Genomic DNA, 23,753 nt, shown 5'->3' with positions numbered 1-23,753 from the left:
CGCGGGCTAGAAGAACGGCGCCGTAGGCGCGCCCGGCCCCGCCTGCGCGTCAATCGGTGGCGGTATCGGTGGTGGTGGCGGCGGCGCCCAGATCGGACGCTGGATCGGAGGCCGGATCCGAGGTCGCGGGCGCGGGCGCGGAGGCTGCCCGGGAGGCTGCGGCAGGTGACGAGGTTGCGGGGGCGTTGGCGGAGGCGGCCTCTTCCCCCTCGGGCACGGTGAAGATCTGGCCGGGATAGATCAGGTCGGGGTCGCGGATCTTGTCGGCATTGGCCTCGAACACCCGGACATAGAGGATCCCCTCGCCGTAGTTTTCGCGCGCGATGCGCCAGAGGGTAAAGCCCGGCTGCACCGTCACCACCTGCACATCGCCGCTCTTGCGGGCCTTGGCGAGGTTTTCCAGCGTCTCGGGGTCCTCGGGCCTAAACGGCGTTTCCGCGCGGGAAAAGACCTGTCCCGCGTCGTCCACCTCGTCCACGCGCAGGGTATAGGTGCCCTGCCCGACCTGCGGCAGCTCGGCGCGCCACTGGCCATCCGGCGCGATCTGCGCCGTGCGCACCGGCGCGTTGTCGAGGTAGACCCGGACGAAGCGCGCGCCCCGCCCGCGGCCGCCCAGCGTGACCTCGCCAGCATCGTCGTAGCTGATCGTGTCGATCGACACGCTTTGCTGCACCTCGGGCGGGGTGCCGGGGTCCTGCACCACGCGGATCCCCCCGGAATCGGCCATCAGAACCCGTGGTCCGGGCCCATCGGGGCGGGCGGACCGGTCAAGCGGGTCACCCTCCGCTCCGGTCCCTGGCGTGGCGATCTGCGGCGCTGTCGCGGACACCCCGGGGTCTGCCCCCGGCGCCGGTTCGGCCGCGGTGCCCACCGCCGTGACGCCCTCGGGCGGGGCCGAGGGCTCTCCACCCGGGGCCGTCTCGTCCGGGGCGCCGCGCGCCGTCAGTTCCGGCGTGTCGGCTGCCGGGGTGTCCGGCGCATCGGCAACCCCGGAGAGGGTGCCTTGCGATTCGCTGCCGGGCTGCGGGTCCGCCGTGGCCTGGCCCGTCGTCACGCCCGGGGAGGTCCCCGTGTCCGGCAGGGGCGGACGCATCTGACCTGGCGTCACGGCTTCGCGCGGTGGGACGAGCCCGTCGTCGCCCGCGCCGCCCGGCGGGGTCGGCCCCGAGGGGCCATCGGGCGCCGCACCCTCGGTGTCGGTCGCATCCTCGTCGGAGGCCCCATCGGACGTCGCGGCGCCAACCGATGGACCGCGCGGAACCAAGGTCGGGTCGGTCGCCGCCTCCGACGATGCCATGGCGTCTCCCTGCGCGATCGTGACGCTGCCGGGGGACGACGCGCTCCCCGCATCGTCCGACCCGGCGTCACCTCGCCCGGCGACGGCTTCGCTGTCCGACTCTTCCCCTTCGGGCGCGTCGACGGCTTCGCCGCCGTCGGTGCGGGCCCGCGTCGCGGCGCCGGTTACGGGTCCATCGGCGGGCCTTTTTTCGGCAAGCGTCCCGCCTGCCCGGCCCAGGTCAGCCGCCCCCGGCCCGGCAGCGTCATCAGCCGCATCGGACGTCTCGGCATCCCGACTCGTCGCCTGATCATCCAAGGCGGACTGCCCCATGGGCCGACCTGCCTCCCCCTCGGCCTCGCGATCCGGCACCGGACGGTCGGGCGCCCGATCCGGGGCGAGGTCGGCCAGACGCGTCCCCGCGTCGGTAGATGGGTCACCGCCCGCCCGGGCAGACGTCCCGGCCCCTTCGGCGTCGGCGACCAAATCCTCGCCCCGCGCCGCGCCGGCGTCCTCGTTGTCCGAGGTCTCCCCCTCCGGGATTGCGCCGTCGCCTTCCGGGCCGGTGCCCGCGTTCCCGTCGGCCGCGGTCAGAGGTTCGGCGCCCACGGGATCGCCTGCCGCGGTTTTGCCCCCGTCCGGGGCCAACCGGGGGGAGGCAAGGATGACGGATTGCCCGGAGATCGCCGTTTCGCCATCGCCCAACTCGGCGCGCAGCGATACCACCCGGGGGGCTTCGGCGGGGGGGATGTCGAGGATCACGTAGAAGCTGCCATCCGGCCCCGTCTCGGCACGCGCGATCTCTTCGCCGTCCAGCAGGACCGCCACGTCCGAGGCCGGTGCCGCGCGTCCGGCCACGACCGTCGTGCCGCCCGGATCGGCGCGGACAAGGTCGAAGCTGGGCGTAACGCCCGGCCCTGCCGCGTCCTGCACCGTCTCCTCCTGCTCCTCCTGCGCGCCAGAGGACGCGGCGGATCCGCCGTCGGCGTTCGCCGGGCCGGTCTCCATGTCCGGGGACCCTCCGACCGCGCTGTCGCCGGAGGATGCCTGGCGTTCCAGAGCGGTGGCGTCGGTCGCGGCCTGCCCATCCGGGGCGCCGTCCGCCGTGTTGTCCGCCGGGCCGCCCGCCGTGCCACCCGTCGCATCGGCGGGCGCGGTCAACGCGGCCTGTCCGTCGGCGTCACCGCCCCTGGGTGCGGTCGCGGTTTCTTCGGTGGGCCCCGTGGCCTGCGGCACGGTGTCGTCCTCCCGCCCCGCGTACCAGACGCCACCGATGCCCGCGGCGACAAGGATCGCCGCGGCCAAGGCCAGACCCGGCCCGCCGCCGCGTCGCGTATCAGACGCGCCTGCCATCGACCCTCTCCCCAGTCACGGGCCCGCGGGCCCCGTCGCCGCGCCGCGGCGTCTCGCGGACCGCAGGCCCGCGCCGCCCCATCACGGATGCTTGAGCGACCTTACCAATGGGGCTAGGCAGGGTCAAAACAGGAAAGAAGGTCCCTTCCCATGTCCGAGACATCCCCCCGAATCTGCGTCTACTGCGGCTCGCGCGATGGCGCCCGCCCGGCCTATGCCACCGCGGCCGACACGCTGGGCACGGCGCTTGCGCAGGCGGGCTGGGGCCTGGTCTACGGCGCGGGGGACGTGGGGCTGATGGGCCGCGTGGCACGCGCCGCGCAGGCCGGTGGCGCCGACACCTTCGGGGTGATCCCGCGCCACCTCGTCGACCGCGAGGTCGGCAAGCGCGATCTCGCCCGCTTTGTCGTCACCGAGACGATGCACGAGCGCAAGAAGGTGATGTTCATGAACGCCGACGCCATCGTGGTGCTGCCGGGCGGCGCGGGCACGCTGGACGAGTTCTTCGAGGTCCTGACATGGCGGCAGCTGGGCCTGCATGCCAAGCCGATCTTCCTGCTGGATACCGAAGGGTACTGGGCGCCGCTGACCGCGCTGGTGGACCACACCATCTCCGAAGGCTTTGCCGACGACACCCTCGCCGGGTTCGTCGACAGCGCGCCGGATGTCGAGACCCTGATGGCCCGATTGAAAGAGCGGCTTGCCGCCTGACGCCCGACACAAGGCGGATCCGGCCGCCGCGACCCCCCTTGGGTCGGGCGGCACCGTATCCGCCCTGACGGCCATACTTGCCTCATCGGGCCGATGGGCACCTCTCGGCGGTTTTCCCGCAAAGGGGTGCCCGCAAAACAACGGCAAAGACTTCGGCCCCGAGAGGGTGTGCAGAGGGTCGAGACCGGCGACAAGCCCGGGCAGTCTGCACCGAGGTTCACCTCGACCGCTGGCAAGGGACCCGAAACACAGCGCGCCGCCCGAATGGCTTCGGGCGGCGCGACTGGTCCGTTCGACGACTACGGTTCCCTAGGCTGCGGCGACCGATTTCTCGATCTCGTCCACGGGATGGTTGGTCAGCGTCTTTGGCACCTCGGAGACGACGCAGGCCTCGACCTCCTTGTGCAGCTTGTCGCGCAACTCGCCCAGCACGCCGGGGGCCGCGACGATCACCAGACGCTCGATCTCGCCCTTATGGACGCGGGTGTAGAGCAGGTCGGCCAGGTCATCGGCAAACCGATCCTTGGCCAGCTGGTGCCAGTCGGTATCTGCAAGCGCGGAACGCTGGCCCACGCCGGTGTCGCCCATCCGGCCGGGCTTGTGCGTGCCCTGATCATGGGTCGCGGGGTTCTCCTGCTCTTTCTTGCTGGCGACGACGAGATGCAGATCCTCGGCATCTCCGTCATTGCGCAGGAACAGCGCCTTTTCTCCGTCGGCAACCAGAACATAGGTGCCCGTCGTGATCTTGCTCATGTCAGGAGCCCTCCTCGTCTCCGGTGCCGTGCAGCCCGCCGAGGTTGCCCTGCCCCTTTTCATCGGACTTGGTGACACGCGTGGCCCCGGCCTGTTCGCCCTTTTCTGCGCGCTTCGCCTCGTCGCGGGTGCCGACCTGCCGCTCCAGCTCGCCGCCCGACCGGCCGCCCTGTTCGGGGGCATCGGCGTCGGAAAGAAGCTTGTCCGTATCGCGGCTGTGGTCCTGAGATCGGATGCGATCTGCCATCTCATCTCTCCTATCCATCTGCTTCACCTGTGAAACACCCGCGTCCGGGCGCCGGTTCCTGCCACGGCGCCGGTCCCGGCCCTCTCGCCACGGAAGCCTTCTGCGCTGGATCCGGCGCCGCCCCGGCACAGGCCCGGCGGGGTGGCCCCAAGGACCGGCGCCACGGGCCCGCCCCCGGACACCCGCGCTTGCACGCCGGGCTCCACAAGCTTGGGTCCCACAAGGTTGGGCTTGTCACACCCCCCCGCGACCGTGCAGAAGCGCCGGAACTTGTGACCCGCATCAGGCAGGAGGTTTGCCGTGTTCGACTGGATCACCTCGATTATCGACAGCGTCGGAGCGGTCGGCATCGCCTTTCTGATGTTCATCGAGAACGTCTTTCCGCCGATCCCGTCGGAGCTGATCATGCCGCTTGCGGGCTTCAACGCCGCCACGGGGGATAGTTCGCTGATCGTGGCCATCGTGGCGGGCACGGTGGGGTCGCTGGCCGGCGCCGTGCTGTGGTACTGGATCGGCATGAAGCTGGGCACCGACCGGCTGAAGCGGCTGGCCCGCAGGCATGGCCGCTGGCTGACCATCACGCCGGACGAGATCGAGCAGTCGAACGCGTGGTTCCGCAATCATGGCGGGCTGGCGGTGCTGGTCGGCCGCCTGATCCCCACGGTGCGTACCTTCATCTCGGTGCCCGCGGGCGTGGCCGACATGCCGTTCTGGAAGTTCCTCGCCTACACCTCCGTAGGCACCGTGGTCTGGACCAGCTTCCTGACCATCGCGGGCTACCTGCTGGAAAGCCAGTACGACCGGGTGTCGTCGTGGCTGAACCCGGTGTCGACCGGCGTTGTGGTGATTCTCGTCGGCATTTACCTCTACCGCGTCGCGACCTACCGCCGCCGCGTTCCCGCGGAAACCAACCGCGACTAATCCGCCACAGGGGGGCGCCGAAACAGGGCAGGCCCCGAAAGGGCTTGCCGCAGCGGCGCGCGCCCGGCTACGGATCTGGCACCAACCCCGCTCGCAACACAGGAGGGCGCCTTATGGTCATCATTCGCACCCTCACGGGTTATGGTCCGTCGCACGCCATGTTCGGCCTCCGACGCCACTGATCCTTTCCGCACCCGCCGGGGCCGACACCTGCCCCCGCCCGGTGCTGATGCGAGCCACCCACGCATGATCCGCAGAGCCACGCCCTGACAGGCGTGATCCCCATGGGAATGCGTGGCCCCCTGTTTTCCGACGACGAGGGCCGGATCCCTTCCGGCGATTTTACATGATTCCCATAGGACCTTTGCCGCCGGCCGCGCCGCCGCGGACCGTTATCGATCATTTGCTGACCACCCACGGCACATGGCGCGTGCTGCGCGCCCTTGCCGCCAGCCTGCTGCAACCGCATCGCCGCCCGCGGCCTGCCGAGGCGCCCACGCCCCGGCTGCGCGACGAGCTGAGCGATCACCTGCGACGCGACATCGGCCTGCCGCCGACCGAGCCGCCCCCGCGGCGCTGGCACGGCCCACCGTGCTGACCGCCGGCGCCCCGCGCCGTCCCGCAGCCCCGGGGGCCGCTGCCCCTGTCCGACGCGGCACATGACCGCGCAAAAAGGCCCGCCCCCTGACGTCGGGGGCGGGCCATGATACCGGGCACGGAACCCGATCCGGGCAGACGCGGCGCGGGAGCAGCCCGCGCCAGCGCCTATACCCGCGCCGATTACATGCGGCTGGCGACGTTTTCCCAGTTCACCAGCTTGTCGAGGAAGTTCTGCAGGTAGGCCGGGCGCTTGTTGCGGAAATCGATGTAGTAGGAGTGCTCCCACACGTCGCAACCCAGAAGAGCGGTCTGGCCAAAGCACAGCGGGTTCACGCCGTTCTCGGTCTTGGTGATCTTCAGGCTGCCGTCGGTGTCCTTCACCAGCCACGCCCAGCCCGAACCGAACTGGCCGCCGCCGGCCGCGGCGAAGTCTTCCTTGAACTTGTCGACCGACCCGAACGCCTCGGTCAGCGCCTTTTCAAGCTCGCCGGGCATCTTCTTTTCGCCCGGGCCCATCATTTCCCAGAACTGGTTGTGGTTCCAGTACTGCGAGGCGTTGTTGAAGATGCCGTTCTGGGCCACGGCGCCGGACTGGTAGGTGCCCTTGATGATCTCTTCGACCGGCTTGTTTTCCCACTCGGTCCCGGCGATCGCCTTGTTGCCGTTGTCGACATAGGCCTTGTGGTGGATGTCGTGGTGATATTCGAGCGTCTCTTTCGACATGCCGAGGTCGGCCAGAGCGTCGTGGGCATAGGGAAGATCGGGAAGTTCGAAAGCCATTTCGCAGTCCTTTCAATTTTGCTTCAATTCGGGACGATACCTGTGCCCGCCTCGCGGCGGCGTCAAGGTATTGACTGAGCGGGAAACGAGGGCGGGCCGCCGGCTGTTCCCCGGCCGGATTGCCGCTTGGCACCGAAGCGGCCGACCGGCGGGCCGTTGCCGATCGCTGCGCCAGGGTGGGCAAGGGCCGCCGCCCGTGGGTCGAGCGGGCCCGCCGCCCGGCGAACGGCCTTGGCACGAACGCCGGGGCGAAGGGCCGGTGGCGACGGTCCGCAGGGGCATCCCGCGCGCAGGCCCCGCATCGGCCGTCGACCGAAGCGCGGGTGTCGCGTTGGACGGTTCGCAATGCACGTCCGGGGCGGACGGCACGGCCCGGGGGGCGGATGCGGGCGTTGCCCGCCCCCCCGGCGCCGGGTCAGGTTGCGGCGGGGTGCAAAAGGCCCACCTCTCCGCCGCTGCGGGCGGCGGTGGTCAGAAGCTCGGCCACGTAGGCCCCGACCGACCGGAAGCAGGCGACCTCGATCGCAGCCTCACGCTCCATCCAGAGCGCGCCGGCGATCTGGGCCAGGCGGGTGCGCCGGGCGTCGCCCGGGCCCATCCGCGCCACGTCGGCCGGGGTGATCTTCATCATCACCTCGCGCGCGGCGGGTCCCGATACGCGGAAAAGCGCGCGCGCCTCCGAGACGTCGACCGCCAGGTGATGCTGGCCCGCCAGAGCCTCGGTCAGACGTGCAGCCAGCTCCGGACCGGTCCCGGCCGGCCCCAGCAGCAACAGCTCGTCAGGCGACATCCACAGGCATGCGGCGCCGTACTGCCCCCCGTGTTGCGCCCCGGACTGGCCTGAGGTCTGGCCCCCGCCCCGATCGTCATCCTGCGCCGCCTGCGTCAGCCGCAGCGGCTCGGGGATCGCGCAGCCCGAGACCTCGGACACCGCGGCGGCCATCGCCTGCGATCCCAGGTCGCCGCGCAGCGACACCATCGCGCGGGGGGCGGATTGCTCCACCCGGGCAAAGCCCTCGTAGGGCCGGCTTAGAAACTCAGACATCTTGCCGCTTCCCCTCCTTGTCGTAGAGCACCGGGTCGACGATGCGCACCTGCACCGTGCCGCCGGTCACGCGCGAAAACTCAAGCACCTCGCCCATCCGGTCGGGCCCGTGCCGCACCAACCCCATGGCGATGCCGCGGTTCAAAGTCGGCGAGCGGTAGGTCGAGGTCACGCGCCCCTGCGTGCGCCGCTGGCCCAGGGCGTTCTGCCCGTCCTCCAGCGCCAGCGCGGCGTGCGACAGGACCGACCCGTCGAGCGTTTCCAGGCCGACGAGCTTCCACCTTTCGGGATCGGCCATGTGCGGGCGCATCTGCGCGCGCTTGCCGATATAGTCGTCCTTCTTCTTCGAAATCGCCCAGTCCAGCCCCAGGTCCTGCGGGATGACGGTGCCGTCGGTTTCGTCGCCGATCATGACAAAGCCCTTCTCGGCGCGCAGGATGTGCATCGCCTCGGTCCCGTAGGGAACGATTCCGTGCGGCTTGCCGGCCCGGCGCAGCGCGCGCCACAGCTCGGGCCCCCGCGACGCCGGCACCGCGATCTCGTAGGACAGCTCGCCCGAGAAGGAGATGCGGAAGACGCGGGCGGGGATGTCGCCCAGCCGGCCCTCGGTCCACGACATGAAGGGCAGCGTGTCGCGCGCCAGGTCGAGCCCGCCGAGGCTTTCCAGAACCTCGCGCGCCTTCGGCCCGGCGACGGCGACCTGGGCCCATTGCTCGGTGACATTGGCGGTGTAGACCTGCCAGTCCCACCATTCGGTCTGCAGCCATTCCTCCATGTGGCCATGGATGCGATCGGCCCCGCCGGTGGTGGTGTGGCACAGGAACTCGTCCTCGCCCAGCCGCGCCACCACGCCGTCATCGATCAGGAACCCGTTCTCAGAACAGATCAGCCCGTAGCGGCAGCGCCCCACCTTCAGTGTCGACATCATGTTGGTGTAGATCATGTCGAGGAACCGGCCCGCGTCCGGCCCCTTGACCACGATCTTGCCCAGGGTCGAGGCGTCGAGCATCGCCACCCGGCCACGCACCTGCGCGATTTCGCGCTGCACCGCCTCGTCCCGCGTCTCGCCCTTCTGCGGATAGGCGAAGGGGCGGCGCCAGTGACCCACCGGCTCCCACACCGCGCCGGCCTCGTCGTGCAGCGCATGCATCGGCGTGCGGCGGATCGGCTGGAACAGCCCGCCCCGCGCCTCGCCCGCGATCGACCCCATCGAGATCGGCACGTAAGGCGGGCGGAAGGTCGTGGTGCCGACCTGCGGGATCGCCTCACCCTTTGCCTGAGCCAGGATCGCCAAGCCGTTGATGTTGCTAAGCTTCCCTTGATCTGTCGCCATGCCCAGCGTGGTGTAGCGCTTGGCATGCTCGACGCTTTCGTAGCCTTCGCGCTGCGCCAGCTGGACGTCCGAGACCTTGACGTCGTTCTGGTAGTCCAGCCACATCTTCTGCCGCTGCGCCGCCGTCGCCTCGGCCGGCATCATCCAGACGGGTTTCATCGGCAGCACATCCTCGGGCTCGGCCGTGGCGATGGTCGCCGCGTCGGCCTCGGCGTGCCCCAGCCGCGTCAGGGCCGCCTGCGCTGCCTGCCCGCCCGATGCCAGCGTCTCGGCCAGGGTCAGGCCGCCGGTCGCGGCGCCTGCCGCGGTCGCCGCGGCACCGCCGTCGGCGGCCAGCGGGGCGCGGTCCGGGTCGGGCCGGAAATGCGCCTGCGTTTCGTCCCACAGAAGCTTGCCGCCGGTGTGCGACCACAGGTGAACGACGGGGGAATAGCCACCCGACATCGCCACCGCGTCGCAGATGATCGTCTCGCCGCTGGTCAGGGTGACCGCCTCGACGCTGCTGCCGCCCGTGACCTTGGCGATGGCCGAGCGTTCGAGCACCCGGAACCCGGCCTCGCGCGCCGCGGCGGGCGCACCCGAAGCCACGCCCGAGCGGACGTCGAGGATGGCCGGCACCCGCACGCCCGCGGCCTTCAGCGCATGGGCGGTGCGATAGGCGTCATCGTTGTTGGTGACGACCACGACCTCGCGCCCGACGGCCACGCCGTAGCCCGTCAGGTATTCCCGTACCGCCCCCGCCAGCATGACGCCGGGCAGGTCGTTGCCCGGGAAGGCGATGGGCCGCTCCAACGCGCCGGTGGCGGTGACGACGTGGCGCGCGCGGATCCGCCACAGGCGGTGACGCGGGGCGTCGTCCCACGGGCGGTGGTCGGTGACCCTCTCCCACGCCAGGGCAAAGCCGTGATCGTAAAGCCCCGCGGCCACGGTGCGCAGGCGCATGGTGACATTCGCCATGGACCCAAGCTCGGCCACGGCGGCGGCGACCCAGTCGGCAACAGGCTGGCCGTCGATCCGGGCGCCGTCGGTCGCGGCATCGATCACCGCGCGGCCGCCCCAATGGGCCGTCTCTTCGACCAGCAGGACCGAAACGCCCGCCCGGCCCGCCATCAGTGCCGCCTGCAACCCGGCGACGCCGCCGCCCGCGACCAGAAGGTCGGCGTGGACGTTCAGGTGTTCGTAGCGGTCGGCATCCGGGCCCTCGGGCGGACGCCCCAGGCCGGCCGAAGCGCGGATTACCGGCTCATAGACGTGCTTCCAGAAGGACCGCGGCCAGAGGAACGTCTTGTAATAAAAGCCCGCGGGCAGGAACCGCGACAGCCGCGCGTTGATCGCGCCCACGTCGAAGGCAAGGCTGGGCCAGCGGTTCTGCGAGGTGGCGGTCAGCCCCTCGAACAGCTCGGTGACGGTGGCGCGCTGGTTCGGCTCGGCCCGGCCGCCCTGCCCGAGGTTGACCAGCGCGTTGGGCTCATCCGCGCCGCAGGTGACCGGGCCGCGGGGGCGGTGGTACTTGAACGACCGCCCCATGACCCGCCGCCCCGTGCCCAGAAGCGCCGAGGCAAGGGTGTCACCGGCAAAGCCCTCGGTGCCGCGGCCGTCGAAGGAAAACCCGATCCGGCGGCTGCGGTCGATCCGCAGGCCGCCCTGCTCCAGACGGTAGCTCATGCGCGCTCTCCTCCGGTCGCGTCCGCGATCCGGTCCAGCAGGTCCTGCGGCGGGGCGGAGCATTGTGCCGTGTAGGTCCCGAAGACCTGGTTGGTGGCCGTATCGCGCGCGGCATGGAACCACTTGCCGCAGCCATAGGCATGTCGCCAGCGTTCGAAATGCACGCCGCGCGGATTGCGGCGCAGGAAGACATAGGCCTCGAACGCCGCGTCCGAGCTGTTGGGCCCCTCGCGCGTCAGGTGCGCCTCGCCGCCGGGGGCCAGCTCGGTTTCGTCGGCGTCAACGCCGCAATACGGACATCTCAGCAGCAGCATGGGCAACCTCCGGGCGAAACGGTGAAGGGAGAAGAGAAAGCCGGAACGCCGACCGCGCCGCGCAGTCCGGGGCCGCGGCCGGTAACATCGGCCCTACGTGCCCCGAAAAGGCGGGGGGCCTGCCGGTGCGGCGCCCGGCCACCTGCGATCCGGGCAGCCGCATGCCTCGAGCGTGGGGCGGCGGCGGCGGGCACGGCGGGGCCAGACGTGACTGCGGGGCCGGACGTGACTGCGGGGCCGGACGCCATCGGCGCCGGCCCCGCAGGGCAAAGAATCGTCGCGGCCGCGCAGAGCCGCGCGGTGGGACGCGGATCAGTCGACCACGGCGTCCGCTTCGGCATCGGCCGAGGCGCCACCAGCAGCATCGCCGGTGGTCCCGGCGGCGTCGCCCGCCGTGTCGTCGCCCGCAGTGTCGTTGCCCGCAGTGTCGTCCACAGCTTCGGCCGCGCCCTCGGCGCTGCTTTCGGCGCCGTCGACGGTGACGCTGACGTCTCCACCGGCATCGCTCGCGGTGCCACCGGCGGTATCCACGTCACCGCCGGCGAAGAAGAGCCATGCGATGATGGCGACGGCGACCACGAGGCCGCCGATGATGAACGCCATGGTCGATGACGACCCGCGCTCGGTACGGGTTTCGCGGATTTCGGTGTGGGTGTTGCGGTGCGGATCCGGCGGTGTCGCCATGTCAGTCTCTCCGATAGGGTCAGGTTTGACCGCTCAACCGTCCGGAGATCGTCGTGTTCCCGCCCCTCGGCATCATGGCGGAATTCCGCCTGAGCCTTGCGGGACCCGTCCCCGCGCACCGCGGCGGCCGGGGGAAACGGGGCGCGGACGGACCGCGCCCCTGTCGTGTCAGTCGTCCACTTCGACGGCGTCGTCGTCGACGGCAACGCCGTCATCGGCGGTGACCGCCGGTTCGTCCGCGACGCTCTCGGCGACTTCTCCGCCCAGTTCGATGACGCCCCAGAAGACCAAGACAACCAGAATGACGATGATCGCGATGATCGCGATGATGATGTTACGCAGCATAAGCCCACTCCCCTCGTTTTATCAGGCACGGGGGCAACACTGCCCGGCGCGCGGGCGTTCCATCCCGCCGCACCCGGCAGGCGGGACGGCGCCGCCCTGTGGCCGGAACCCCACGCCATGACGCCCCGGATCAATGCGCCACCCCGGCGGCGACGCTTTCGTCGATGAACCGGCCTTCCTGGAAACGCGAGAGCGAGAAGGGCTCGGCGAGCGGCGAGGTGCCCTTGGCCATCAGCTCGGCCATCGCCCAGCCCGAGCCGGGGATCGCCTTGAACCCGCCGGTGCCCCAGCCGCAGTTGAGGAAGATGCCCTCGATCGGGGCCTTCGAGATGATGGGCGAGCGGTCGCCGGTCATGTCGACGATCCCGCCCCACTGCCGCAGCATCTTGAGCCGCGAGATCATCGGGAAGGTTTCGACCAGCGCGCGCACCGTCTCTTCGATGTGGTGGAAGGACCCGCGCTGGGTGTAGCCGTTATAGCCGTCGGTACCGCCGCCGATCACCATCTCGCCCTTGTCGGACTGGCTCATGTAGCCGTGCACGGTGTTGGCCATCACCACGACGTCCATGCAGGGCTTGATCGGTTCGCTGACCAGCGCCTGCAACGGCACGGATTCGATCGGCAGGCGGAAGCCGGCCATGTCGGCCAGAACGCTCGACGACCCCGCGACCACCATCGCCAGCTGCTTGCAGTCGATCTGCCCGCGCGTGGTGTCGATGCCGGTGACGCGGCCGCCTTCGCTGCGCACGCCCGTGACCTCGCACCGCTGGATGATGTCCATCCCCATGTCCGAGCACGCCCGCGCGTAGCCCCAGGCCACCGCATCGTGGCGCGCGGTGCCGCCCCGGGGTTGCCAGAGCGCGCCCAGGACCGGATAGCGCGGGCCCTTCGTCTCGATGATCGGGCACAACTCCTTGACCCGGTTGGGCCCGATGAACTCGGTCGACACGCCCTGCAGCGCGTTGGCCTCGGCGGTACGCTGGTAGCCTCGGACCTCGTGTTCGGTCTGGGCCAGCATCATCACGCCGCGGGGGCTGAACATCACGTTGAAGTTCAGGTCCTGGCTCATCGTTTCGTAGAGCGCGCGGGATTTCTCGTACATCGCGGCCGAGGGATCCTGCAGGTAGTTCGAGCGGATGATCGTGGTGTTGCGGCCGGTGTTGCCGCCGCCCAGCCAGCCCTTTTCGATCACCGCGACGTTGGTGATGCCGAACCGCTTGCCCAGCCAGTAGGCGGTGGCCAGGCCATGCCCCCCCGCGCCGATGATGACGGTGTCGTAGCTGCGCTTGGGCGTGGCATCGCGCCAGGCGCGGCCCCATGAGGTGTGGTCGTCGAAAGCCCGCCGCGCGAGGGCGAAGACTGAATAGCGTTGCATCGGCGAATCCCGTGGCTGGACGTTCCTTCCTTTTGACGAAAGAGGGGGCCCGGGGGGTGGCCCTTCTGCGTCATCCCGCGGGGTGAATGCGACATCGCCTTGCGACAGCTTGCCCCGCCCCGCCTCCCGGGCTTTTGCCCACGCGGCGCAGGGGTTAGGTAACGGGCAGGTTTTGGCGCGGCCCCGGGGGCCGCAGGAAGAGGCGCGCATGGTGTTCTGGATCACGGCGGCAGGACTTGCGGCGGTTGCGGCGGCGCTGCTTCTGGCGGCGTTGCTGCGTGGGGCCGACGGCGACGGCGACCCCGGCGGCGGCGACCCCGGCAGCCGCGGGCGCGACGAGGGCGCGCCGACGCCGGGGGCCGCCCCTCCGCCCGCACCGGAACAGGGATCCGCCGCGTCGGACCTGCGCATCTACCGCGACCAGCTGGCCGAAATCGACCGTGACCGCGCCCGCGGCGTTCTGACCGAGGCCGAGGCCGAGCGCACGCGGATCGAGGTGTCGCGCCGCCTGCTGGACGCCGACCGCGCCGCCGCGACGCGGACGCCCGACGCCCGCGCCCCGCGCTGGTTGACCCGTGTCGCCGCAGCGGCGGTGGTCTGTGTCGTCCTGGGCGGCACGCTGGCGCTTTACGGGGTTCTGGGGCGGCCGGGCTACGGCGACCAGCCGCTCGCCCTGCGCTACGACCGCGCCGCCGCGGCCCGCGAGGCGCGTCCGACCCAGGCCGAGGCCGAGGCGCAGGCCTCCGCCCTGCCCAGCCCGGAAGCGCCCGCGCCCGATCCGGCGTTCCTCGACCTCATGACCAAGCTGCGCGCCACCCTGAAGGACCGCCCCGACGACCTGCAGGGCACCATGCTGCTGGCCCGGAACGAAGCGGCCCTGGGCAACATGACCGCTGCCATCGAGGCCCAGCGCCACGTGATCGACCTGCGGGCCGAGGATGTGACCGCGGGGGACTACGCCGCGCTGGCCGACTACCTTGTCTATGCCGCGGGCGGCGTCGTCACACCCGAGGCCGAGGCCGCCGTCACGCAAGCCCTGCGGCTGGACCCGGGCGAGGCGCGCGCACTCTATTACCTCGGACTGATGCACGCGCAGACCGGGCGCCCCGACCTGGCCTTCCGCCTCTGGCGCGGGCTTCTGGAGGCGGGACCCGAAGATGCGCCATGGATCGCGCCGATCCGTGCACGCATCGGCCCGCTGGCGCGACTTGCCGGGGTCGACTACATCGCGCCGGACCCGGCCGCCGGGGGCCCCTCGATGGCCGATATCAACGCCGCACAGGACCTGACGGGCGAAGAGCGGGACGAGATGATCCGCGGCATGGTCTCGGGCCTCGCCGCGCGGCTGGCCGAAGACGGCGGCCCGGCCACGGACTGGGCGCGCCTGATCGCGGCCTACGGCGTCCTGGGCGAAACCGTCTCGGCCCGCGCGGTGTGGGACGAGGCGCAGGGCGTCTTTGCCGCCGACCCCGCCGCACTGGCCGCGCTGCGGTCTGCCGCCGAACGCGCGGGTGTCGCCGGGGCCCCGGCGCCCTCGGGCGGGAGCGCGACCGCCGGCGAGGCGGCAGAAACGAGCGACCGGGCGTCGGATTCGGACAGGCCGGCCCGCGCCGATCCGGGCACCCAGAAGGCGCCGGCCCTCTTCGGGGCGCGTGTACAGGACGCCGCGCCCGACGCAAACGCCGCCGCCGACGCAGGAGAGCCGGAATGATCCACGAAGACATCACGGATTTCGCCGCCGCGCTGTTGCCGCGCCGGGCAATCATGGGGCTCGACCTCGGGACAAAGACCATCGGCGTCGCGGTGTCCGACGGCGTCTTGTCCATCGCCACCCCGCTGGAAACGATTCGCCGCACCAAGTTCACCGCCGATGCCGAAAAGCTGTTGGCGATGATCGCGGCCCGCGACATCGCCGGTCTGATCCTCGGCCTGCCGCGCAACATGGATGGCAGCGAAGGCGCGCGCTGCCAGTCCACCCGCGCCTTTGCCCGCAACCTGTCGCGGCTGATCGAGATGCCGATCGGGTTCTGGGACGAACGCCTGTCGACCGTCGCCGCAGAACGCGCCCTGCTCGAGGCCGACACCTCGCGCGCCCGGCGTGGCGAGGTGATCGACCATGTCGCAGCAGGCTATATCCTGCAGGGCGTTCTGGATCGGCTGGGCCATCTGCGGCGGGCGTCATGACACCCGCGGGCTCGCCCCCATGGAGCCCTCCCGACATGCCGGACACCTGGAGCTGGCAGTCCGGCGAAGACGACGGCCCGAGCCTTGAGGCGCAGCCGGACACCGGCGCACCGGCCGAGTTCGTGCCCGAAGAGCCCGTCCCCTCGCCCTGCATCAAGATCTGCGTGGTGCATTCCGAGGCGCGGATCTGCACCGGTTGCCTGCGAAGCCTCGAAGAAATCGCCGCCTGGCCCGGGATGAGCAACGACGAACGGCGCGCGGTCCTGGCCGCCCTGCCCGACCGAGGCGCGCTGCTGAAACGCCGCCGCGGCGGCCGCGCCGGACGCCTGTCGCGCAACGGTGATTGACGTCCGGCCCGGTATTGTTGCGGCAGGTCGCAGGCCTCTGCGGACAAGCCTGCCGCCCCGTCTTTGGGCATGACCGCGCGTGGCGGCGCCCAGGCGGCGCATAAGGTCCCATCTTCGGCATAATCACGAGGAAGGTGATAAGCCGCCTTCCGGCCGCCTTGCGATCGAAGACGCAGCCGATGGCGCCCCCGGGACGTCGAGGTCCGGATCGGGGGCTGGCCGTCCTCCGCGGCAGTGTCGGGACGCCGACACCATCGCCCGCCCGCGCACATCCGACGGCCCGGGCGCACGGGATGATCGGGAAGATTGGCAAGACACCGCGGCGTCGATGGCCGTCACCACGCGTCACCGCACCGGCAAACGACCCGGGGCACCTCGGGGCAGACCCGTCTCGCCTGCCCTGTCGGACCATCCGTCCGGCGCGGCGCCCTTGCCTGCGCGAGGTTGCGACGCGGGTGTGACCCGGCGTCGCGGGGAAGGAGTCAGGCCTCGGCGCCCGCGGCGGCGGCGATTTCGTCGACGATGCTGTCGACGACCTCGGACAGGATCGCCGTGTCGCCGCATTCGGCCATCACGCGGATCAGCGGTTCGGTCCCGGACTTGCGGATCAGGATCCGCCCGCCATTTCCCAGACGCTCTTCGGCCGCGCGGATCGCCTCTTTCACCGGTTTCGCCTCAAGCGGGGTCGAGCCCGCCATGAACCGCACGTTACGCAGCTTTTGCGGCACCGTCTGGAACTGCTGGCGCAGCATGCTGGCGGGGCGGCCGGTGCGCACCATCTCGCTGAGAAAGCGCAACCCGGCGATCAGGCCGTCGCCGGTGGTGGCATGGTCGGTCATCACGATGTGGCCGGACTGCTCGCCACCCAGGTTGTAGCCGCCCGCGCGCATCGCCTCGACCACGTAGCGGTCGCCCACGGCGGTACGGTGCAGGCCGATGCCGCGCGCCGACAGGTGCCGTTCGAGCCCGAGGTTCGACATCACCGTCGCGACCAGCGTGTTGCCCGCCAGGCGCCCCTCTTCGGCCAGCCGCAGCGCGAAGAGCGCCATGATCTGGTCGCCGTCGGCAACCTCGCCGTTCTCGTCGAGGATCATCACCCGGTCGGCATCGCCATCGAGGCAAATGCCGACGTCGGCCCGCCGTTCGCGCACCAGCGTCGCCGCACGCTCGACATCGGTCGAGCCGCAGCCGGCGTTGATGTTAAAGCCATCGGGTTCGGTCCCCAGCGGAATGACCTCGGCGCCAAGCTCCCACAGGACCTCGGGCGCGACGCGGTGGGCGGCGCCGTTGGCGCAGTCGATCACCACCCGCATGCCATCCAGCCGGGTGCCCGGCGGCAGGGTGGCCTTGACCCGCTCGCCATAGCGGAAACGACCGTCGTCGATTCGCTTGGCGCGGCCGATATTCTCGGGCTGCGCGGGCACGGTCCCGGCCTCGAGCAGCGCCTCGATCTCGGCCTCGGCCTCGTCCGACAGCTTGAAGCCCTCGGGCCCGAAGAACTTGATCCCGTTGTCGTAATGCGGATTGTGGCTGGCCGAGATCATCACGCCCACGTCGGCGCGCAGGCTGGTGGTCAGAAGACCCACCGCGGGCGTCGGCACCGGGCCCAGCAGGAAAACGTTCATGCCGACGCTGGTAAAGCCCGCGGTCATCGCGGTTTCGAACATGTAGCCCGACCGTCGGGTGTCCTTGCCGATCACCACGCGGTGCGAGGTGCCGCCCTCCTTGCGGAAGTACCGTCCGGCCGCGGCCCCGAGCCGCAGCGCCATCTCGGCCGTCATCGGCGACGTGTTGGCGCGTCCGCGGACGCCGTCGGTTCCGAAAAACTTGCGGGTCATGGGGCTTCTCCTGTCGTTACCGCCTGCCAGAGCGCGAGCGCCTGGACCGTCTCTGCCACATCATGAACGCGCAGCATATGCACGCCCTGCGCCGCGCCGGCAAGCGCGACCGCGACCGAACCGGGCATTCGTGCGCGGGGCTCCGCCGCCCCGCCGATCCGCCCGACGAACCCCTTGCGCGAGGCGCCCAGCAAAACCGCGCAGCCCAGGTTGTGGAACAGGCTGAGCCGTGCCAGCAGCGCGAGGTTGTGCGCCACCGTCTTGCCGAAGCCGACCCCCGGATCGACCATGATGCGGTCGCGCGGTATGCCCGCCACCTCGGCCGCGGCGACCTGCGCGGCCAGGTGGTCGTGTACGTCCAGCAGCACGTCGTCGTAGCGCGGATCGTCCTGCATCGTCTCGGGCCCGCCCTGCGTGTGCATCAGCACGACCGGGGCGGCGCGGGCCGCGACGACCTCGGCCATCGCCGGGTCGTAGTGCATGGCCGACACGTCGTTGACCGCCGTCGCGCCCGCGGCAAGCGCGGCCTCGGCCACCGGCGCCTTGCGGGTGTCGATCGAGATCGGCAGAGCCACCCCGGCCGCGCGCAGGGCGGCGATCACCGGCGCGGTGCGCGCGATCTCGTCCTCCACCGGCACGGTCACCGCGCCCGGGCGCGTGCTTTCCCCGCCGATGTCGAGCATCGCGGCCCCGTCCGCCTGCATCACGCGGGCATGCGCCTGCGCCCGATCGGCCCCGTCAAAGGCGCCGCCGTCGGAAAAGCTGTCGGGCGTGACGTTGAGGATCCCCATGATCCGGGGCCGGTCTAGCCCCAACCCGGCCCAGCGGGGACGCGGCGCCGACAGGCGCGCGCGTTCCTCGTCGGTCAGCGCGTCAAGCGGCAGGGTCCGGGGCGCCTCCCCCCGCGCAAGATATTCGACCATATCGAACCACACCGTCGCACTGCCCGCGAGAGGAAGCCCTCCGGTTCCGCGCGGCAGGCCAAGCCGGGGGATCGGGCGCAGGGCGCGCAAGGGGGACGATACGCTCACAGAAGCGTCGCGGCCGCGGCGTCGACCCGGCGCAGGGGCAGGTCCGCGCCACCATCGGGGGCCGCACCCGCCAGCACGATCTCCACCGCGTGCATCGTCTCGGCGAACCACTGCGCCAGACGCACCGACGCGACGGGCCCCGCCGGCGGCGCCTCGACCGCGTCGAGGACGATCTTGGACGGCGCCCAGACCGTGATCCGGCCATGACGCATCGCCCAGTCCAGTTCGGTCCGGGTCGACACCACCAGGCAGCGCGGATCGCGCCCGGCCAGCACCCAGGCGTTCTGCTCGATCGCCAAGAGGTCGATCCGCCGCTGCGCGGGCTTTGCCCCCGACACAGGCCGCGCCATGTCGGCGGGCCCGACGCAGAGGATCGTCGGCGTGCCGTCGGCCTCGAGCGCATCCAGCCACCCCGGCAGTTGGTCCGAGGCGACGGCGTCGTTCGACAGGTAGACGACGCGCGGATGCGGCGCGTCGCGGTCCGAGGCGGGGGGACGTTCGTCGGCCGCCTCGCGCATGATCTCGACCCCCAGCGCGCCGGGCCCGCGGTCAAGCTTTTCGATCCGCACGAAGCAGCGCAGCGCGGCGGGCTCGTCCAGGATCCGCAGCGCCACCCTCTCGGCCAGGGTCTCAAGCAGGTTCAGACGCTCGGCGGCCAGTTCGGCGGCGATGGCATCGGTCAGGGTGTCGTAAGACAGGATCTTGTCGACATCGTCGGTCTCGAACGCGTCGCTGGGGCGCACCTCGACCACCACGTTGAAGCGCACGCGCTGGGTGGTGCCCCGCTCGGGCTGGAAGGCGCCGATCTCGACCTCGACCACGTGGTCGCGCAGCGAAATTCGGTCGCGTGCGTTCGGCGCCGTGGCCTGGGCGCGATCCTCGGGATGCGCGAAGGCGAGCTTCGTCTCGTCGATCATAGTGCGGCATCCTCCCCGTCGCGACGCAGACCTCCTACAGGACGCAAACGCCCTTGCACAGAGGCAGAGCCGCCCCGCCGCCCCCGACCTGCGCGACGCATGGCCGCGCGGAAGCGGGCCGGTGGGGCCCGTGGGCGGCTGGATGTCGGCTACGAAAGCGGCGCCCAGGGGCCGGCGCGAGGCCCCGGGCGGGCAGGGCTGGACCGGCGGCGCGGCGCAGGACACGGAGGCCGCTTTTCGCGGTCTGCGGACCGGCCGGATCGCGGCTTGAGCTGCCTGAAACACCACCCCCATGTATACATCTCGGCCTGCAACGCAGACGGAGGGGAACCCCGCCACCGTCCCTGCACCTCCAGTACATGAAGGGCCGCAGGCGCCCCCCGGGGTACCGGAGCCGGGCGGCGACGCGGGTTATCCGTTGCTGTAGAACAGGTGCGCCCCGATCGTCGCGGTCAGCGCAAAGCGGCCGGCCCAGCCGGGGCGCACGGCAGCGGTGTGGTAGTAGGTCGCGCCCTCGGTCAGATCGCGCGGCGCGCCGTCCAGCATCAGCTTGGCGATCTTGCCCACGCGGGTCCAGGCGGCGCGTTCGTGCACGGCCTCGTCGTGGCCGTCACAGGTATAGCTGAACTGGCACTGATATTTCTTGCCCGTGCCCTGCCGGACCACGGCACAGACCGACCCCGGGAACCGGGAGCTTTCTACGCGGTTGAGAATCACCTCGGCCACCGCGGCGACGCCGCGCACGGTTTCGCCGCGTGCCTCGAAATAGAGCGCCTCGGTCAGGCACTGCCAGTCCTCGCCGCCCGAAGCCTCGGGCAGGTCGGCGACGAAGGCGACGGTATAGTCGATCTCGGGCACCTCGGGCATGGGCGGGGCGCCACGGGGGCCGATCAACCGGACCAGATCGCCGTTGCGCTTCATCCGGACCTCCGGCGCCTCCGGACCCAGCAGCGCCGCCAGCACCGGGTCGATGTCCCCGGCATCAGGCTTTTCCGCCTTCTGCGCGGCGGCAAAGTCGTCGGCCAGCGGCATGGCCGGATTGTTCGACGTGCTGATCACAACGTCGGCGGCAGCCGGGCGCGGCGCCCCCGCCGTGCAGGCCACAGCCGCTGTCAGGACAGCGCAGCGCATCGCCGCGCCGATCGAGATCGGTCGGTTCATGGTCGTTCCTCAGTCTTCCCAAAGGCCCCCGTCGGGCCCGCCACGCGATAGCGGTCGCGTGACCGGCCCGGGCCAGTCGTGCAGCCGGTTATGTGACAAAGCGGGTTCCAAGGTAAAACCGGTCAACCTGTCGCAGGGTGACTTCCCCGGCGAAACCCTGCCGCAGCAGTTACGAGATCAAGGATAACAGGGGGTTAAACTGCGCGGATTCTGACCGACCGGCCCCAGCGAAAGACCCTAGCGAACGGCGGCCCGGTCGCGGATTGCCAGTTGCGCCGCGGCCAGCCTTGCCATCGGCACCCGGTAGGGCGAGCATGACACGTAGTTAAATCCCGCCCTGCGGCAGAAGGCGATGGATTGCGGATCGCCACCATGTTCGCCGCAGACCGACAGCGTGATGTCGGGCTTGCCCTCGCGCCCCCGCCGCGCGCCCAGCGTCAGAAGCTCGCCGACCCCGTCCTCGTCGAGGCTGAGGAACGGGTCCTCGGGAAAGACTCCCTGCTTGACATAGGTGCCCATGAACCGCCCGGCGTCGTCGCGCGACAGGCCGTAGGTCATCTGCGTCAGGTCGTTGGTTCCGAAACTCAGGAACGCGGCCTGCGCGGCAATGTCGCCTGCCCTGAGCGCGGCGCGCGGGGTTTCGACCATGACGCCCAGCCGATACTCGAGATCGGCGCCGGGGCCGGTCCCCGCCTCGGCCCGCACCGCGGCGGCAACGGCGTCGATCCGGCCGCGCACCAGCTCGACCTCGCGGCTGGCGGAGACCAGCGGCACCATCACCTCGGGCACGACGTCGCCCACGGCGACCGCGGCCTCGAAGATGGCGCGGGCCTGCATGTCGTATATCTCGGGCACGACGAGCCCCAGCCGCACGCCGCGCATCCCCAGCATCGGGTTGAACTCCGACAGGTATTCCACCCGCGCGGTAACCTCGCTGAGCGGCAGGGCCAGCGCCTCAGCCAGATCGTGCAGCGCATCGCGGCCCGATGGCAGGAACTCGTGCAGCGGCGGGTCGAGCAGGCGGATGCAGACGGGCCGGCCGCGCATGATCGCGAAGAGACGTTCGAAATCGGCGCGCTGCATCGGCAGCAGCCGCGCCAGCGCAGCGGCCCGGTCCGGCGCGCTGTCGGTAAAGATCATCTCGCGCATTACCGACAGACGGTCGCCTTCGAAGAACATGTGCTCGGTCCGGCACAGCCCGATCCCCTCGGCGTCGAAGCCGCGCGCGACCTCGGCCTCGGTCGCGGTGTCGGCATTGGCGCGCACGCCGATGTCCCGCGCCTCGTCCGCCCAGCCCAAAAGCGTGCGGAAGGCATCGTCGAAGGCCGGCTGCACCAGCTTCGCCGCCCCGCCAAGGACCAGGCCCGAGGTCCCGTCAAGCGTGACCAGGTCGCCTTCGCGCAGGCGCCGCCCGTCGGCCAGCGTCATCTCGCGGCGGCGGCGGTCGATGGCCAGACCGGTGGCCCCCACCACGCAGGGCAGGCCCAGCCCGCGCGCGATCACCGCGGCATGGCTCGTTACCCCGCCCTTTTCGGTAAGCACGCCGCGCGCCGCGTGCATGCCGCGCACGTCGTCGGGCGAGGTTTCGCGTTGCACCAGGATGCAGGGCTCTTCGCGCAGCGCGAACCCCTGCGCCGCGCGCGAGCTGAAGGCCAGCCGCCCCACCGCGCCACCGGGCGAGGCGGCGATGCCACGGGCCAGCAGGTCGCCGTCCTCCTCGGCATCCACCTGCGGGTGCAGCATCTGGGAAATCGCCGCGGGCGGGATGCGCAGCACCGCCTCGGCCTCGGGGATGATGCCGTCCACCGCCAGCGCAACCGCGATGCGGACAGCCGCGCGGGCGTTGCGGGTGACGCGCACGGCGTCGAGGAAGGCAAGACGGCCCGCCTCGATCGTGAACTCGATCTGCATCTCTTCGCGCAGCCGCGCCCGGGCCAGATCGCCCGCGCGCAGAAGCTCGTCGAACACCTCGGGGCAGTGGTCCTGCAGCGAGGGCCCGCGCGGATCGCGCGTCAGCATCATCGCGTCGTTGCGGCCGTCCAGCGCCTCGCGCCCCTGGCTTTGCGGCAGGTAGCGCCCGGTGATCTGCGGCAGGCCGGTGCGGCCCGACACGAACTGGATCACGCCCGATCCGCTTTCCCCCGCCTCGGGCGCCCCCAGCCCCAGCGACATCGCCTGCACGACAAGACCCAGCCCCGCCTCGGCCGGCGCGCCCCTGGCACCGCGCAGAAGCCGCGCGGTGGGCCCGTCCCATTCCCGCGCCATCGACCGCAGGACATCCTGCAACTGCGCGGTGGGATCCTGGGGAAAGATATCCTCGCGCTCGGTCTCGTAGGCTTGCAGCATGGCGGAAATCGTCGCGCGGTCGGGCCGGCACGGCAGGTCAAACGGCCCGGGGTCGAGCCGGGCGACATGCACGGCGAAGCTGTGGATGAAGCGGGCGTAGAGAGCATCGGCCGCCGCGGGCCCCAGCGTTTCGGTCAGCTCGGCGTGGCGGGCATCGTTCATCCCGATGTTGAGGATCGCCCCCGGCCCGCCCCAGTCGGGATCCTCGCTGGAGGGGCGCACCGACAGAAGCGGCGCATCGTCGACCGCGGCCAGCAGCGGTTCGGGGTCCAGCATGTCGCCCGCCGCGATGGCCCGCACCGCGCGAAAGCTGAGCGCGGCGGTCGCGGGCACGGGCAGCCCCAGACGGATCAGGCGCTGCAGGCACTTCGCACGCCCCCCGTAGGCGCCGACAGAAACGGACGCGGTGGGCGTGATCCGCACGACGTCGGAAATCTCGATATGTTTCTGCACCGCAGCATTCCCCCTCAACCCCACCATAGCGCGGCTGGCGTCGGGGGCAAATTGTCAGCCGCCCTGCCCCACGG

At 71.1% G+C, this 23,753-nt stretch carries 21 protein-coding genes; 6 read left to right on the top strand and 15 right to left on the bottom strand.

Annotated features, from left to right (window positions below; genetic code table 11):
* Window positions 1–49: 49 nt before the first annotated feature.
* Window positions 50–2,629 carry a LysM peptidoglycan-binding domain-containing protein gene (locus tag EKE94_RS07690; RefSeq protein ID WP_127906003.1) on the bottom strand — a complete coding sequence of 860 codons (2,580 nt, stop codon included), beginning with the start codon at window positions 2,627–2,629 and terminating at the stop codon, window positions 50–52.
* Window positions 2,630–2,779: 150 nt separating this feature from the next.
* Here EKE94_RS07690 and EKE94_RS07685 point away from each other — a divergent pair, with 150 nt between their 5' ends.
* Window positions 2,780–3,340, top strand: coding sequence for an LOG family protein (locus tag EKE94_RS07685; protein ID WP_127906002.1), 561 nt, complete (start codon window positions 2,780–2,782; stop codon window positions 3,338–3,340).
* A 309-nt stretch (window positions 3,341–3,649) separates the two neighbouring features.
* Here EKE94_RS07685 and EKE94_RS07680 read toward each other — a convergent pair whose 3' ends face one another.
* Both EKE94_RS07680 and EKE94_RS07675 read right to left on the bottom strand, forming a co-directional pair.
* Window positions 3,650–4,093: a host attachment family protein gene (locus EKE94_RS07680; protein WP_127906001.1), complete on the bottom strand. Its 444-nt coding sequence runs from the start codon at window positions 4,091–4,093 to the stop codon at window positions 3,650–3,652.
* A 1-nt stretch (window position 4,094) separates the two neighbouring features.
* The gene (locus EKE94_RS07675) at window positions 4,095–4,340 is read right to left on the bottom strand and encodes a hypothetical protein (RefSeq protein WP_127906000.1); all 246 of its coding nucleotides are present in this window, start codon (window positions 4,338–4,340) and stop codon (window positions 4,095–4,097) included.
* Window positions 4,341–4,640: 300 nt separating this feature from the next.
* Here EKE94_RS07675 and EKE94_RS07670 point away from each other — a divergent pair, with 300 nt between their 5' ends.
* The gene (locus EKE94_RS07670; protein WP_127905999.1) at window positions 4,641–5,261 is read left to right on the top strand and encodes a DedA family protein; all 621 of its coding nucleotides are present in this window, start codon (window positions 4,641–4,643) and stop codon (window positions 5,259–5,261) included.
* 403 nt (window positions 5,262–5,664) lie between these two features.
* Window positions 5,665–5,859, top strand: a complete 195-nt coding sequence (locus EKE94_RS07665; protein ID WP_127905998.1) for a hypothetical protein — start codon at window positions 5,665–5,667, stop codon at window positions 5,857–5,859.
* A gap of 182 nt (window positions 5,860–6,041) precedes the next feature.
* Here the strand turns inward: EKE94_RS07665 and EKE94_RS07660 are convergent, their stop codons facing one another.
* From EKE94_RS07660 to EKE94_RS07635, 7 genes are all read right to left on the bottom strand, one after another.
* Window positions 6,042–6,641: a superoxide dismutase gene (locus EKE94_RS07660; RefSeq protein WP_127905997.1), complete on the bottom strand. Its 600-nt coding sequence runs from the start codon at window positions 6,639–6,641 to the stop codon at window positions 6,042–6,044.
* A gap of 415 nt (window positions 6,642–7,056) precedes the next feature.
* Window positions 7,057–7,686, bottom strand: coding sequence for a sarcosine oxidase subunit gamma (locus tag EKE94_RS07655; RefSeq protein ID WP_127905996.1), 630 nt, complete (start codon window positions 7,684–7,686; stop codon window positions 7,057–7,059).
* Window positions 7,679–10,684, bottom strand: coding sequence for a sarcosine oxidase subunit alpha family protein (locus tag EKE94_RS07650; RefSeq protein ID WP_127905995.1), 3,006 nt, complete (start codon window positions 10,682–10,684; stop codon window positions 7,679–7,681). The genes EKE94_RS07655 and EKE94_RS07650 overlap by 8 nt, the downstream gene beginning before the upstream one ends.
* Window positions 10,681–10,998 (bottom strand): sarcosine oxidase subunit delta, encoded by a 318-nt coding sequence (locus EKE94_RS07645; RefSeq protein ID WP_127905994.1) that lies wholly within the window; start codon window positions 10,996–10,998, stop codon window positions 10,681–10,683. Before EKE94_RS07645 ends, EKE94_RS07650 begins: the two co-directional genes overlap by 4 nt.
* A 312-nt stretch (window positions 10,999–11,310) precedes the next feature.
* Window positions 11,311–11,682, bottom strand: coding sequence for a hypothetical protein (locus EKE94_RS07640; RefSeq protein WP_127905993.1), 372 nt, complete (start codon window positions 11,680–11,682; stop codon window positions 11,311–11,313).
* A 168-nt stretch (window positions 11,683–11,850) separates the two neighbouring features.
* Entirely contained in the window at window positions 11,851–12,027 is a 177-nt protein-coding gene (locus tag EKE94_RS18635) for a hypothetical protein (RefSeq protein WP_164870856.1), read from the bottom strand.
* Between the two features lie 130 nt (window positions 12,028–12,157).
* Window positions 12,158–13,402, bottom strand: coding sequence for a sarcosine oxidase subunit beta family protein (locus EKE94_RS07635; protein WP_127905992.1), 1,245 nt, complete (start codon window positions 13,400–13,402; stop codon window positions 12,158–12,160).
* A gap of 208 nt (window positions 13,403–13,610) precedes the next feature.
* Between EKE94_RS07635 and ccmI the strand changes: the two genes are divergently transcribed.
* From ccmI to EKE94_RS07620, 3 genes are all read left to right on the top strand, one after another.
* The gene (gene ccmI, locus EKE94_RS07630; RefSeq protein WP_235855931.1) at window positions 13,611–15,113 is read left to right on the top strand and encodes a c-type cytochrome biogenesis protein CcmI; all 1,503 of its coding nucleotides are present in this window, start codon (window positions 13,611–13,613) and stop codon (window positions 15,111–15,113) included.
* Window positions 15,110–15,586 (top strand): Holliday junction resolvase RuvX, encoded by a 477-nt coding sequence (ruvX, locus tag EKE94_RS07625; protein WP_127905991.1) that lies wholly within the window; start codon window positions 15,110–15,112, stop codon window positions 15,584–15,586. Before ccmI ends, ruvX begins: the two co-directional genes overlap by 4 nt.
* Window positions 15,587–15,708: 122 nt before the next feature.
* Window positions 15,709–15,933, top strand: a complete 225-nt coding sequence (locus tag EKE94_RS07620; RefSeq protein WP_235855959.1) for a DUF1289 domain-containing protein — start codon at window positions 15,709–15,711, stop codon at window positions 15,931–15,933.
* A 482-nt stretch (window positions 15,934–16,415) separates the two neighbouring features.
* Here EKE94_RS07620 and glmM read toward each other — a convergent pair whose 3' ends face one another.
* The 5 genes from glmM to EKE94_RS07595 form a co-directional block, all read right to left on the bottom strand.
* On the bottom strand, window positions 16,416–17,771 hold the full coding sequence (gene glmM, locus EKE94_RS07615) for a phosphoglucosamine mutase (RefSeq protein WP_127905989.1): 1,356 nt from the start codon (window positions 17,769–17,771) through the stop codon (window positions 16,416–16,418).
* A complete protein-coding gene (gene folP / locus EKE94_RS07610) occupies window positions 17,768–18,784 on the bottom strand; it encodes a dihydropteroate synthase (RefSeq protein ID WP_407940886.1) in 1,017 nt (338 codons plus the stop codon). The genes glmM and folP overlap by 4 nt, the downstream gene beginning before the upstream one ends.
* Window positions 18,785–18,798: 14 nt before the next feature.
* On the bottom strand, window positions 18,799–19,719 hold the full coding sequence (locus tag EKE94_RS07605; RefSeq protein WP_127905987.1) for a dihydroneopterin aldolase: 921 nt from the start codon (window positions 19,717–19,719) through the stop codon (window positions 18,799–18,801).
* Window positions 19,720–20,130: 411 nt separating this feature from the next.
* On the bottom strand, window positions 20,131–20,880 hold the full coding sequence (locus EKE94_RS07600) for a cell wall hydrolase (RefSeq protein WP_235855930.1): 750 nt from the start codon (window positions 20,878–20,880) through the stop codon (window positions 20,131–20,133).
* A gap of 237 nt (window positions 20,881–21,117) precedes the next feature.
* A complete protein-coding gene (locus EKE94_RS07595; protein ID WP_127905986.1) occupies window positions 21,118–23,679 on the bottom strand; it encodes a putative PEP-binding protein in 2,562 nt (853 codons plus the stop codon).
* Window positions 23,680–23,753: the final 74 nt, after the last annotated feature.

This window comes from Mesobaculum littorinae, assembly GCF_004011175.1.
Lineage (GTDB): Bacteria > Pseudomonadota > Alphaproteobacteria > Rhodobacterales > Rhodobacteraceae > Tranquillimonas > Tranquillimonas littorinae.
This window is presented reverse-complemented; position numbering and strand designations above follow the sequence as displayed.

Excerpts from the sequence above, each read along its gene's own strand:
- EKE94_RS07690 (WP_127906003.1), bottom strand. The coding sequence starts at position 2,629 with ATGGCAGGCGCGTCTGATACGCGACGCGGCGGCGGGCCGGGTCTGGCC.
- EKE94_RS07685 (WP_127906002.1), top strand. The coding sequence starts at position 2,780 with ATGTCCGAGACATCCCCCCGAATCTGCGTCTACTGCGGCTCGCGCGAT.
- EKE94_RS07680 (WP_127906001.1), bottom strand. The coding sequence starts at position 4,093 with ATGAGCAAGATCACGACGGGCACCTATGTTCTGGTTGCCGACGGAGAA.
- EKE94_RS07675 (WP_127906000.1), bottom strand. The coding sequence starts at position 4,340 with ATGGCAGATCGCATCCGATCTCAGGACCACAGCCGCGATACGGACAAG.
- EKE94_RS07660 (WP_127905997.1), bottom strand. The coding sequence starts at position 6,641 with ATGGCTTTCGAACTTCCCGATCTTCCCTATGCCCACGACGCTCTGGCC.
- EKE94_RS07655 (WP_127905996.1), bottom strand. The coding sequence starts at position 7,686 with ATGTCTGAGTTTCTAAGCCGGCCCTACGAGGGCTTTGCCCGGGTGGAG.
- EKE94_RS07650 (WP_127905995.1), bottom strand. The coding sequence starts at position 10,684 with ATGAGCTACCGTCTGGAGCAGGGCGGCCTGCGGATCGACCGCAGCCGC.
- EKE94_RS07645 (WP_127905994.1), bottom strand. The coding sequence starts at position 10,998 with ATGCTGCTGCTGAGATGTCCGTATTGCGGCGTTGACGCCGACGAAACC.
- EKE94_RS07640 (WP_127905993.1), bottom strand. The coding sequence starts at position 11,682 with ATGGCGACACCGCCGGATCCGCACCGCAACACCCACACCGAAATCCGC.
- EKE94_RS18635 (WP_164870856.1), bottom strand. The coding sequence starts at position 12,027 with ATGCTGCGTAACATCATCATCGCGATCATCGCGATCATCGTCATTCTG.
- EKE94_RS07635 (WP_127905992.1), bottom strand. The coding sequence starts at position 13,402 with ATGCAACGCTATTCAGTCTTCGCCCTCGCGCGGCGGGCTTTCGACGAC.
- ccmI (WP_235855931.1), top strand. The coding sequence starts at position 13,611 with ATGGTGTTCTGGATCACGGCGGCAGGACTTGCGGCGGTTGCGGCGGCG.
- ruvX (WP_127905991.1), top strand. The coding sequence starts at position 15,110 with ATGATCCACGAAGACATCACGGATTTCGCCGCCGCGCTGTTGCCGCGC.
- glmM (WP_127905989.1), bottom strand. The coding sequence starts at position 17,771 with ATGACCCGCAAGTTTTTCGGAACCGACGGCGTCCGCGGACGCGCCAAC.
- EKE94_RS07605 (WP_127905987.1), bottom strand. The coding sequence starts at position 19,719 with ATGATCGACGAGACGAAGCTCGCCTTCGCGCATCCCGAGGATCGCGCC.
- EKE94_RS07600 (WP_235855930.1), bottom strand. The coding sequence starts at position 20,880 with ATGAACCGACCGATCTCGATCGGCGCGGCGATGCGCTGCGCTGTCCTG.